Origin of the sequence: Gilliamella sp. ESL0250 (assembly GCF_013345045.1) — a bacterium.
GTDB lineage: Bacteria > Pseudomonadota > Gammaproteobacteria > Enterobacterales > Orbaceae > Gilliamella > Gilliamella apicola_H.
In genome coordinates this window covers 82,143-94,589 of the sequence record NZ_JAAEDV010000008.1, presented here as the reverse complement: position 1 = coordinate 94,589, position 12,447 = coordinate 82,143, and the positions used below count along the sequence as shown (strand labels likewise).

The following is a 12,447-nucleotide window of genomic DNA, read 5'->3' as shown; positions in this document are numbered from 1 at the left end:
TAATAAAATTTCTGTTAACTGATAATTATGATTTTAAACTTGCACCGTTGGTGCTAATCACTTGTTTATACCATTCAAAAGAATCTTTTTTATAACGCTTCATGCTACCGTTACCAGCATTGTCACGGTCAACATAAATCACGCCATAACGTTTTTTCATTTCGCCAGTGGTGAATGATACGACATCAATAATTCCCCATGCGGTATAGCCAATCACATCAACGCCATCATAATCCATGGCGGTTTGCATGGCTTTAATGTGTGCACCTAGATATTCAATACGTGGTTTGTCGTGCACTTGATTGCCGTTTTCAAGTTCATCAATTGCTCCAAAACCATTTTCCACAATAAATAGTGGTAATTGATAACGATCATACAAACGATTGAGTGTATAACGTAAACCTTCAGGGTCAATTGGCCAGCCCCAATCACTGCTTTTGATATAAGGATTTTCAACCGCATTAGGTAGTGCACCGTTAACGATGTTATCGCGATTGTCATTTTTGGCATCCGCTTTCACAACGGTTGACATATAGTAGCTAAAACCAATGTAATCAACCGTACCTTTTTTCAAATAAACTAAATCTTCTTCGGTGATATCTAGCTTATAGCCTTCACGCTCAAACTCTTTCAAAGCATAAGCAGGGTAATAACCACGAACGTGAACATCAGGGAAGAAGAAGCGTTGATGCATAGCAATTTCTGATGCCATCATATCTTCAGGGTTACAAGAATATGGATAAATTGGCACATGTGACACCATACAACCAATTTGAAAATCTGGATTGATTTTTTTACCAGCAATCACAGCCTTAGCACTGGCTAATAGTTCATAGTGAGCAACTTGATACAGGACTTCTTGCGGATTTTCACCCGGCTTAACTTGTACGCCCGAGTTCGTCCAAAAGAAGATAGGGTTACTGGTGTCCATTTGATTATTGATTTCGTTAAATGTCATCCAGTATTTGACTTTATTTTTATAACGCTCAAAACACGCAGTGGCAAAACGTTCAAAAAATTCAACTGTTTTACGGTTTCTGAAACCACCATACTGGCGAGCAATATGTAACGGCATTTCAAAATGCGATAAGGTGATAACAGGTTCAATACCGTGAGCAATTAACTCATCAAAAACGTTATCATAAAAGCGAAGTCCTTCTTCGTTTGGTTCAAGCTCATCACCTTTTGGAAAAATTCGAGTCCAGGCGATTGAGGTGCGTAAACATTTAAGACCTAATTCGGCAAAAAGTTTGATATCGTCTTTATAATGATGATAGAAATCAATCGCGGTATGATTTGGATAAAATTTACCCGCTTCGATATCTTGGGTGATTTGTCTTGCAACGCCATGAGCGCCTGCGGTCATAACATCAACCACGCTTGGTCCTTTACCGCCTTCGTTCCAGCCACCTTCAAATTGGTGAGCGGCTAAAGCACCGCCCCATAAAAATGGTTTTTTAGTCATTTTTGATTCCTTGTTATTGCTTAATTTTAAATATGATATCATCAACGGTCACTTCTGTTTTATCAGTTAATGAAATGAATTGGTATTGATCGGTATTAACAATAATAATTGGAGTGATTAACGGGTAACCCGCTTGCTTAATTGCCTCAGGATTGAAGCTGATGAGTAAATCACCTTTTTTCACTTTTTGGTGTAATTCAACGTGATATGCAAACTCGTTATTAGTCAAATTAACCGTATCAATCCCCACATGAATTAGTAACTCAACGCCGTTATCTAATGTTAACCCAATGGCATGTTTAGAATTTTCAAATACCGCAGTTACCTCGGCATCAAAAGGTGCATAAACGTGATTATCAGTAGGTTCAATTGCAATCCCTTCGCCCATCAGTTTTTGTGAAAAAGCAGGATCGGGCACTTCACTTAGTGGTAAAGCATGTCCTGTCATTGGACTGGTAATATCAACTTCATCAAGAAGAATTTTAGGATTATCATCTTGGTTATTGATAATCTCTTGGTTATTAACTGTATCTTGTATGGTTTCGCCAGTGCCCAAAATTTGGATCAAAACTACAGGTCCAAAAAAAGCAATAAGCGCACCAATTAAGACACCAGTAAATGAATCTGGATTATTAGGGCTAATCGCATTGACGATAGTTAAAGGGCCTGGCAAACCAGCGTAAGCAACATAGTGAGGTGCAACAAATCCAGCCACAATACCACCACAAGCAGCCGAGATACAACCATAAATAAATGGCTTTTTAAAACGTAAGTTAACGCCATAAATAGCAGGTTCGGTTATACCAAATAAGCCAGTGATAAAAGCGGATAACGAAATGCCTTTCATCTCTTGTGTTTTGGTTTTTAAATAAAAACCAAATGCTGCCCCGACTTGACCAATAACGGCAATGGTTTGAAACGCTTGGAAAGAGTCTTGACCATACTGTTTAAAGTTTTCAACGATAACAGGTGTGATCCCCCAATGCACGCCAAAAATAACAAAGACTTGCCAAACGGCTCCGATAATCCCACCAGCTATTGAAGGTGCTAGACTGACAAACCAATTATAGCCATTGGCAATGTATTGTGCACCATTTGCGGTTAATGGACCAACAACAAGTAATGTTAAAGGTACCATAATGACAAGACTAAATAATGGCAATAGAACCGGTTTTATAATGCTGTGCAGGCGAGGTTCTAAGAAGCGTTCTAAATAAGAGAGTAGCCAAACTAAAAATAGCGGTGGTAAAACAGTTGAGGCATAGGTGGTTTTCGATAGCGCAATGCCAAATAGATCAATTTCTTGCCCCTCGCTTATTAGTTTTGCAAACTCAGTCCATGTCGGCGATAACAGCGCTGCACAGCAAGCAACTGCGATATAAAGGTTGCAACGGAAATGCTGTGAAGCGGTAATGGCAATAAAGATAGGTAAAAAGACAAAAGGGGCCCAAGAGATGAAATTGAATACCTCAAAGGTGCCAGTTTTTTCTAATTCAGGGCATGCCAATTTAAGTAAAATCAAGATGCCTTGCAAAATCCCAGATGCCGCTAAAATATAAACAAAAGGGGCAAATACGGCAGACATGGTTGCAATGATGCGATTTAATATATTGCTATCATTTCCGGCTTCAATTTTGTTATCAATATTAACTAGTTGAGTAAAAGCGTTATAAACTTTATCAACATGCGTACCAATAACCACTTGGATTTGTCCACCTTTTTCAACAACGGTAATCACGCCCGGCAATTTAGCAATGTTTTCTTTTGCGTGATCTGGTGTATGTTGGGTAACAAGGCGAAGACGCGTTGCACAGCGAGAAACGGTGACAATATTCTTTTCACCGCCTAACTCATTTAAAATATCAACGGCTAGTTTGTTATAATCTCTAATTTTTGATGACATCCATAATACTCCTAAAAGCAATTTAGTAAGGTTATCTTATAGACAATTTCAAAATTGTTAATGACCAATTATATTGTTTGTGATCTAGATCGACTTTTTATATCATTTAATTTAAAAGTTAACCTAATCTGTATAAAATAATAGTTAAATTACTTACTCAATAAAAAGATATATAAATGATTAAATATCAAGATGTTGCCAAAAAAATTAAACAGACGATCTATCAGCAGCAATTAGCTAAAGGCACTCAACTTGCCAATATTGAAGGATTGATTAATCAGTATCAGGTAAGTCGTAGCACAATTATTAAAGCGCTCAATTGTCTGGAACGACAAGGCGTTATTTATCAAGTGCAAGGCAGTGGCATTTTTGTTCGTGAACGCAAAAAAAGAGGTTACCTCAATTTTTTACAAAGTCATGGTTTTACCGTTGATTTAGAAGATGTTTATGGTTCATCGACAGTTTTTAATGTCGATATTATCAAGCCCTGTTCCAAAGTGAAAGAGAATCTACAATGTGATGATCAGGAAGAAGTTTATTTTATTAAACGACTACGTTACGTTGAAGGTAAATTATATGGCTTAGAGCAATCGTATTATCGCAAAAAGTTAATTTGTTATTTAAATAAAGAGATCGTTGAAAATTCAATTTTCAATTATATTCAAGAAAATTATAATATTAATATTGGTTTTTCTGATAAATATATGCAAGTGATAAAGCTTGATGCTGAAATGGCGCAATATTTAGGACTGCAAGCGGGAGAGCCAGCACTTTGTGTTGAAGAAATATTTTATACCTCGTCTGGTGAACCTTTTGATTTTTCAAAAATCATTTATCATTATGAACATGCAAGATTTTGTATACAAAATCACTCAAAGTAAGTTTGAGTGATGAGTTATTAGGAAGATGAATAGGAAGTCGATCATTCATCTTCCTTTAATTATTAGCGAATTTAACTGTTAACAATTAAATTTTACCACCAACGCCCTTAAATTTTTCAACCAATGCGGCGATTTTTTCAAAAACACGGCTCTTTTTAATTAAATATTGAGGATTAAGTGGACTCATTTTAGGTAGAATCTCGTTCAGCTCTGTGCCATTTTCAGTTGCATACTCTCGCTTTAACGACGAGGCAATATAGCGTTTTGTGGCTGCTTCGTTTAAATTTTCTTCTTCAATTAAGGTATTTAGTTCTACCTGTAACTCTTGCTGTGCATATAAGAAAAACACATCAATAATCGAGGCTTTATCTGGAATAGCATCAAGATCGGTTTGTTTTATAAATTCGACAACTAGCTCCTCTTTAGCGCGATTTTCTAAACTCGATCGAATTAATCGTTGAGCATCTTCGACAATGTCTTGTTTGGTTTTTTCTTGCTTATTTTGTTCATAAATTAACTCAAGAATATAATCCAGATTGATCTCTTGCGATTTTAATAGATCAATTTCGAAAACCACATCATCCCAGTCAAATCTTTGCTGATCTTGTTGATTGGCTTCTTTTTCTCGGCGTAGCCAATCACGAATATCATTATAAGTTGAACGATAATTTTGAATTGCGCGGTCAGTTGGTAGTTTAACTGCTTGCATTTTTTGCAGATCTTCATCAGTCACATAATGCTTGTTTTTAAACGCTAAAACCGCTTGCTCATCAGTCATATCTAATTGTTGGAAATCTTTTAATGCAACAAATTCATCATAATTTTGCAACACATTGTCAGCACGCAAGTATTCGCCAAATAATTTAACAAACGCTTTTTTATCTTTGTCGGTAATAATTTCGTCAGGACGTGGGAATTTGTCTTGCAATTCGGCAACGATAGCTAAATAGCCATGGTGTAATTCACCTGAACTTTTATCAGTAAAACCTTCCATGTATTCCTTAAAGCTTTTTTCTAACACCACTTCACGAGTATTACTTTTACCAAATGTTTTTATCGCATCAATGGTGGCTTGTTCTAAATCACGGAACGCCACAATATTGCCAAAGGTTTTAGTGGCATTATAGATACGATTGGTGCGTGAAAAGGCTTGAATTAATCCATGGTATCGCAGGTTTTTATCGACAAATAACGTATTGAGCGTTGGCGCATCAAAGCCAGTTAAGAACATGCCAACGACAATTAATAGATCGACTTCTTGATTTTTTACTTTTAAAGACAGATCACGATAATAGTTTTGAAATTGATCGCAACTAACATCAAAGTTAGTTTTAAACATCTGATTATAATCTGCTATCGCAGCAGCTAAAAACTCTTTGGCACTTTGATTTAAGGCATCGGTTTCAAAACTTTCATCGGCAAAATTACCCTGTGCATCTTGCTCTTCATTGGCAGAATAAGAAAATATCGTGGCTATTTTTAATGGCTGATTGGCATTTTTTTGTAATTTTTTGAATGATTCATAATAGAGTTTAGCCGCATCGACACTACTTACTGCAAACATGGCATTAAACCCTTTACCTTTGCCCATTAAGCGGTGGGTTTTTTGTTTAAAATTATTCAAAATATATTGTGTGATTTGCTCAATACGGTTTGGGTGGAGTAGTGCTTTTTTATTTTCAGCAGCGCTAAGTTTTTCAAGATTTTGTTCTTGCTCTATCGATTTAAAATTAGGGCGCACATCATTATAGTCAACTTTAAATTTTAGTACCTTTTCGTCACGAATTGCATCGGTTAATACATAAGCGTGCAGTTCACGACCAAAAACATCTGCCGTGGTTTGTGTTCCTTGCGCGTTATCAAACATAATCGGCGTGCCAGTAAAACCAAATTGGTAATACTTTTTAAATTTACGCTTTAAGTTTTTTTGCGCTTCGCCAAACTGAGAGCGGTGCGCTTCGTCAAAAATAAATACCACATGTTTATCATAGATTGCCAAACTATCGTCGCTTTTCATTAAATTATTAAGCTTTTGAATCGTTGTGACAATAATTTTATTATCGGTTTTCTCAATATTGCGTTTAAGCCCAGCGGTACTATTTGAGCCATTGACACTATCTTTTGAAAATTTTTGATACTCTTTCATGGTTTGATAATCCAGATCTTTACGATCCACCACAAAAAAGACTTTATCAATAAATTCCAGTTCGGTGGCTAACCGCGCCGTTTTAAAACTGGTTAATGTTTTGCCTGATCCTGTTGTGTGCCAAATAAAACCGCCACTTTGTAAGCTACTCCACTTTTTGGCATGATAAGCGCTAATGATTTGCCACAATATTCGCTCGGTGGCGGCAATTTGGTAAGGGCGCATAATTAACAATGTGTCATTCACATCAAGCACCGAATAAGTCAGTAACACATTTAACAGCGTTCGGCTGGCAAAAAAGGTAGCAGTAAAGTCTTTTAGATCTTTTATCGGTTCATTTTTAACATTTGCCCAATTCATTGTAAAATCAAAGCTGTTTTTATCGCGCTTAGTGGTGTTAGCAAAATAGCGGGTGTCGGTGCCATTTGAGATAACAAACAGTTGTAAATATTTAAACAGTGAATTGTCTTGATTAAAACTCTCTTTACTGTAACGATGCACTTGGTTAAAGGCTTCACGAATGGCAATACCCCGCTTTTTTAATTCAACTTGCACAAGGGGCAAGCCATTCACTAAAATCGTCACATCATAACGATTTGCATAATTGCCAGTTTGCTGAAATTGACGGATAACTTGTAATTTATTATTGGTGACATCTTTTTTATCTAACAGCTTGATATTTTGAATATGACCATCATCAAAAACAAAATCATAAATATGATCGTGGTGGATTTTGCGACTTTTATCGATCATCGATTCATTGGGTTTATCTAAATACTCTAATACAAAACGTCGCCATTCATCATCAGTAAATTGCATTTTGTTCAGTGTTTGCAACTGCTCGCGAATATTGGCTAATAACTTTGCATGCGTGTTTAAATTAGGTAAATATTCATAGCCTTGTCGATTTAAATCATGAATAAATTCGTTTTCTAAATCCGTTTCAGTCTGATAAACAGCTGCCGTCTCTTCAAGCTTGTTGTAGTTATCTAAAATAATGTAGCTATTGGTTTCGGCAATTGGTTTTGTATAAGTCGTCATATTCTATTCCAGCTATTTAAAATTATAATTTTCGAGTAAATGATTAAGTAAAAAGGCAACAATCTGCTTTTCAGGCTCGGAAGGTTCAGGAATCATTTCATTGGATAATTTTGAATGACTCGTAAAATTGATAATTCGTGTTAAATAAACTTGTTTATCGTCAGGCAATAATTCTGACCATTGCGGATAGCCTAAAAAACCGGCGGTTTTTTCATATAAGTTACGTAATAGGGTAAAATGATATTTTTCAATTTTTTGTTCGCGAATGGCTTGTTGTAAAATATCTTTTAAATAAAGATGATAAGAAAAACAGTGATTTGAATCGCCTTTTTTATCTTCTAATGCAAATTTACCGTCCTCAAATCGTCTTAAAATATAACCATTTTTTAAACCTAATTCATTATAAAGCACATTATAAAACAGCGGGTTATGGGTCGTAATAATAAATTTAATATCAGATTCACAAGATTTGATTAATTGGGCAATATCTACTGCCAATTGGATAAGATGATTTTCGTCTAATGAACTGACGGGATCATCAATAAAAATATAGCGTAAATGGTCAAATTCATTAGTCGAGCGTTCGCTTTTGTCAGTAATATTGCGTTCTGCAATAACTAAGTTAATCAGCGTGAAAAAAAGACTCCAAATTAAATTGTTTTCTTCGCCTTTAGAGATTTTAATATTATCAATACGCTGATTATTATCCCCTGCTAGCGAAAAAGTAATAGCAGAAAAATCCTCATTGAAATGCGGCAGTAATCTTTGATGAGTATAAGATTGAAAGTAACGAACAATATTTTGGTCTTGTCCTTGGTCTTTTAAAATCCAGTCAGTAAATGAGTTAGGTTGTATGATTAATTGATGTTCACCCTCTTGGTGTTTATCATTATTCCAAGCAAATAAATCCTCAGTAAAAGCATTATAGTACAGGATATTGTGCCTTGTTAAGGCTGCATTATTCTCTTTATCATCTTTACGTTGCGATATAATTAAATTCTTAAAGGTTTGAGATAAACGTGTTTTACCAGTGCCGTTAAAGGCATAGATTAATTGGACTTTTCTATTGTTTTTATCCAGCTTTTCAGCAATATTCCTTAATGTGGCATTCATTTTTTTATAACTCTATCTTATTATTCTTGCACTTTCGGAAAGTCTAATAATAAATTCCGATAATATTCATATTGTTTTTGGCGTAATGCAATCTCACGCGGTAAACCCTCAGTGATTGAATTGGTAAGCGCATCGAATTTATCTAAGATTTCGACAATTCTGTTTTGAATACTGAGCGATGGAATTGGTATAATAAATTTATCCGTATCTGGCGTAGCTATTTGTGGCATTTGCATTTTGCTGCCAATGTTTTGAAAATGTAACTCTTTAGTTTTCAAAAAATAGTAAACATATTTGATATTAATATTCCCATCTTTAGAATGGTATGACCACATTTCGTTTTTATGTGAAAATGGTTTATCGTAATATTCAAATTCAATGATACCGCGAGATTTTACAATAACAGATGGTTCTCGATTGATATCTTTTTCAGGTATATCGTCAAAATTGACTAAAGCAAATGTTTTACCACCAGCAAAAATCTTTAATGGTGCATTATTTTTATGAATTTCTTTCATTTTAGATGCAGTAATTTTTGTGCCTTTAGTTCGATGAAGAATTTCACCTAAAGATTTCCACTCAACCTCATCTTCTTTAAAGGTCAACAATTTATCCCGATAATAGTTGTATTGTTTTTTGCGTGTGGTGAGCTCTGCTGTGAGCTCTGCTGTGAGGGCTGTAAATGTGTCTAAAATACCGACGATTTCGGTTTGAATCGAAAATGGAGGTACTGGAATCTTTTTATTAGCATAATTACTAATCCATTGTCTTTTATGATCATTATCTATATTTTCATTTGGAAGTGTATTCATCCAATAATAAATATATTTTAAATGATATTTTTCTTCATCAGCTGAACTGATGATTTTCATTGCTGACGACTTAATTTTGAAATCAAAATTAACCCATTTATTTGCGGTTGTAAAATCATCAAAAATGATAACTGGATTATTTTTTCCTGCATAAATTCCAGCTATCTCATTCGTATAACCTAAAATGAAAGTTTTACCTGCCGTCAAAACAGGTGTTTTGTATTCATCATTGTAATTTGTTGATGTGACAAGATATTTGGTAGGTTGTTCATAATTTGTTACTTCATCCAAATTCTTCCACTCAACCTCAACACCTTTCAGCAACTCAGTTATATTGCAACTCTTAATCATCCCTCAATCTCCGCCACAATTGCATCAATTTGGCAACGTAAGCTATCAATTTTAGCTACTGTATCTTTTATTTCGGCATTAAGCTGGGTGATATCAATCACTTCACGGGTATCTTCGGCTTCAATATACGAACTGACTGATAGATTATAGTCATTTTGCGCAATGGTTTGATTATCAACTGATTTGGCAAAATATTCGATATCTTGCTTGCTATCAAATACTTGCATAATTTCTTGAATATGTTCATCAGTGAGCACATTATTATTGGTCTCTTTTTTAAACAGTTTGCTGGCATCAATAAATTGTGTCGTTTTGATGGTTTTATTTTTAGCCAGCACCAAAATATTAACCGCAATTGATGTTCCATAAAATAAATTTGGTGCCAGCGAAATTACGGTTTCAACAAAATCATTATCGACCAAATATTTGCGAATTTTTTGTTCCGCACCACCACGATAAAATATCCCCGGAAAGGTAACAATCGCGGCTCGCCCACACTCGGACAGGTAACTTAATGCATGCATAATAAAGGCAAAATCGGCTTTCGATTTTGGTGCTAGTACGCCAGCAGGTGCGTATCGGTCATCATTAATTAAGGTTGGATCATCACTACCAATCCACTTAATTGAATAGGGTGGATTAGAAACGATTGCATCAAATGGTTTTTCGTCGCCAAACTTTGGATTAAGTAACGTGTCGCCTAAAGCAATTTCGAATTTATCATAGTTGATATTGTGTAAAAACATATTCATTCGAGCAAGGTTATAGGTGGTGTGATTAATCTCTTGACCAAAGAATCCATCCTCAATAATATGCTCATCAAACTGTTTTTTCGCTTGTAACAATAAAGAGCCCGAACCTGCGGCTGGGTCATAGATTTTATTGACCTTCGTTTGCTTGTGTAAGGCTAATTGTGAGATCAATTTCGATACATTCGGTGGCGTAAAAAATTCACCACCAGATTTACCAGCATTAGAGGCATAATTAGAGATCAAAAACTCATAAGCATCGCCAAACAGATCGATTTGATTGTCTGCAAAATCACCAAAATCCAGTTCGGCAACACCATTAAGTACCGCCGCTAACCGTTTGTTTTTATCGGCAACAGTATTACCTAATCGGTTACTGGTGGTATCAAAATCGGCAAATAATCCTTTAATATCGCTTTCTGACGGGTAACCATTAGCTGAGCTTTCAATCGCATTAAAAATATTGGCCAAATCAGTATTTAAACTTGAATTGGTATTGGCTTGAGCTACAATTTTACAAAATAATTGGCTAGGATAAATAAAATAGCCTTTGGTTTTTATTGCGTCTTTTTTAACTTCATCGGTAATGACATCATCGGATAATGTGCTGTAATCGATATCTTCTTCACCACCTTCAATATAATTAGCAAAATTTTCACTAATAAATCGGTAAAATAATGAACCTAAAACATATTGCTTAAAATCCCAACCATCGACAGCACCACGAACCTCGTCGGCAATTTTCCATATTTGGCGTTGTAGTTGATCGCGTTGTTGCGTTCCGGACATTGATTGGGTGTTATTAGAAGTCATATTTTCAAAATTCCTAAATAAAAAATAGGTATTGCCTAATAAGAAAGTAACCGATTTTTACTTTCTTATTAGGCATTTTATCGCTAACTGTTATAGGTGTTATATCATAGCTGATTTGTTGTTAATTTTCTATCTGCGAGCTTTTATTTGCTTTATTAAGGATGATAAATCCAACCCTAATTATTTTCTGATTTTTCATCTATCCCAAAAATTGAGCTGGTCGCGCTTCTTCATTCTATTGTTGCTTGAAAGTTGTTGATGAACATCATTCAATATCTTTTAAGAAAGATAGAAGAGAAGTTAATTGATATAGGCTATTTTTCTATTTATAGATAGATCAAATCTGAATCCGAAAACGCTTAACGCTATTTTTAGGGCTTTTATTAAAAAACTAAGCAAATTGTTTTTTTTTGGGGGGATTAGGTTTGGGTAGTACTAAGTCATGACACAGTCAAAAACTAAAAAACAGAACCCTTTTTTTTGCCATATTTTAAAAATAAATAAAATCAAATAATTAAAAACTAACCTCAAAAAAGGGTTTTTAAAACATAAATAGTTGTTTGCCTTTTTACATACAATATTGATAGTATATTAACTTCTAGTTCAATGCCGAGTAGGCAGTTTAGAAATCAATGACCCAAGTACAAATACATACGCAGGAGTTCAATGCCGAGTAGGCAGTTTAGAAAACGGCTACTAATTTAAAATTTTTAGATCTATCGTTCAATGCCGAGTAGGCAGTTTAGAAAATTAGAATGGATGAACGGCGCATTTAATCGTGGTTCAATGCCGTGTAGGCAGTTTAGAAACAATCAATTTAACCTTCTTTTCAGCTTTTAATGTTCACTGCCGTGTAGGCAGTTTTAACTCATCACGAAACGGTATAGACTCCTGAATATTTTTTACAAAAATATAGCTTAAAACGTAACAGTTGTGTAAATACTTCATAATGAGTATACAACTTAGTAAAAAATTACGCTGCTTGTTTTTTGTGTTGTATATGCAATGGGAATCATGTTAGTTGATGTTTTATGAGGTCTTTGGGCGTTAATCAATGGCTGGATAGCAACGGTTCATAATACGTTTAGCCAAATCAATGACGGTTATTTTTTTATATCATCGCCATAACACTTGTTGGTGATATGGCGTTAGTTTTGTTTTATATATATTCAT

7 protein-coding genes are annotated in these 12,447 nt (G+C 34.9%); 1 reads left to right on the top strand and 6 read right to left on the bottom strand.

Annotated elements, in window-relative coordinates:
* Positions 1-25 precede the first annotated feature (25 nt).
* Both GYY69_RS07785 and GYY69_RS07780 read right to left on the bottom strand, forming a co-directional pair.
* Positions 26-1,465 (bottom strand): 6-phospho-beta-glucosidase, encoded by a 1,440-nt coding sequence (locus GYY69_RS07785; protein WP_174797163.1) that lies wholly within the window; start codon positions 1,463-1,465, stop codon positions 26-28.
* A gap of 13 nt (positions 1,466-1,478) precedes the next feature.
* The gene (locus GYY69_RS07780; RefSeq protein ID WP_174797162.1) at positions 1,479-3,368 is read right to left on the bottom strand and encodes a glucose PTS transporter subunit IIA; all 1,890 of its coding nucleotides are present in this window, start codon (positions 3,366-3,368) and stop codon (positions 1,479-1,481) included.
* A 176-nt stretch (positions 3,369-3,544) separates the two neighbouring features.
* On the opposite strand from GYY69_RS07780, the gene GYY69_RS07775 reads away from it, so the two are divergent.
* Positions 3,545-4,249 carry a GntR family transcriptional regulator gene (locus GYY69_RS07775; RefSeq protein WP_174797161.1) on the top strand — a complete coding sequence of 235 codons (705 nt, stop codon included), beginning with the start codon at positions 3,545-3,547 and terminating at the stop codon, positions 4,247-4,249.
* Positions 4,250-4,334: 85 nt separating this feature from the next.
* Here GYY69_RS07775 and GYY69_RS07770 read toward each other — a convergent pair whose 3' ends face one another.
* From GYY69_RS07770 to GYY69_RS07755, 4 genes are read right to left on the bottom strand one after another with little or no spacing between them, the layout of a single operon-like run.
* The gene (locus tag GYY69_RS07770; RefSeq protein ID WP_174797160.1) at positions 4,335-7,436 is read right to left on the bottom strand and encodes a type I restriction endonuclease subunit R; all 3,102 of its coding nucleotides are present in this window, start codon (positions 7,434-7,436) and stop codon (positions 4,335-4,337) included.
* Positions 7,437-7,448: 12 nt separating this feature from the next.
* The gene (locus GYY69_RS07765; protein ID WP_174797159.1) at positions 7,449-8,549 is read right to left on the bottom strand and encodes an anticodon nuclease; all 1,101 of its coding nucleotides are present in this window, start codon (positions 8,547-8,549) and stop codon (positions 7,449-7,451) included.
* A gap of 20 nt (positions 8,550-8,569) precedes the next feature.
* Complete coding sequence (locus tag GYY69_RS07760; RefSeq protein WP_174797158.1) at positions 8,570-9,712, bottom strand: restriction endonuclease subunit S; 1,143 nt, start codon at positions 9,710-9,712, stop codon at positions 8,570-8,572.
* On the bottom strand, positions 9,709-11,250 hold the full coding sequence (locus GYY69_RS07755; protein WP_174797194.1) for a type I restriction-modification system subunit M: 1,542 nt from the start codon (positions 11,248-11,250) through the stop codon (positions 9,709-9,711). Before GYY69_RS07755 ends, GYY69_RS07760 begins: the two co-directional genes overlap by 4 nt.
* Positions 11,251-12,447 lie beyond the last annotated feature (1,197 nt).

Excerpts from the sequence above, each read along its gene's own strand:
- GYY69_RS07785 (WP_174797163.1), bottom strand. The coding sequence starts at position 1,465 with ATGACTAAAAAACCATTTTTATGGGGCGGTGCTTTAGCCGCTCACCAA.
- GYY69_RS07780 (WP_174797162.1), bottom strand. The coding sequence starts at position 3,368 with ATGTCATCAAAAATTAGAGATTATAACAAACTAGCCGTTGATATTTTA.
- GYY69_RS07775 (WP_174797161.1), top strand. The coding sequence starts at position 3,545 with ATGATTAAATATCAAGATGTTGCCAAAAAAATTAAACAGACGATCTAT.
- GYY69_RS07770 (WP_174797160.1), bottom strand. The coding sequence starts at position 7,436 with ATGACGACTTATACAAAACCAATTGCCGAAACCAATAGCTACATTATT.
- GYY69_RS07765 (WP_174797159.1), bottom strand. The coding sequence starts at position 8,549 with ATGAATGCCACATTAAGGAATATTGCTGAAAAGCTGGATAAAAACAAT.
- GYY69_RS07760 (WP_174797158.1), bottom strand. The coding sequence starts at position 9,712 with ATGATTAAGAGTTGCAATATAACTGAGTTGCTGAAAGGTGTTGAGGTT.
- GYY69_RS07755 (WP_174797194.1), bottom strand. The coding sequence starts at position 11,250 with ATGTCCGGAACGCAACAACGCGATCAACTACAACGCCAAATATGGAAA.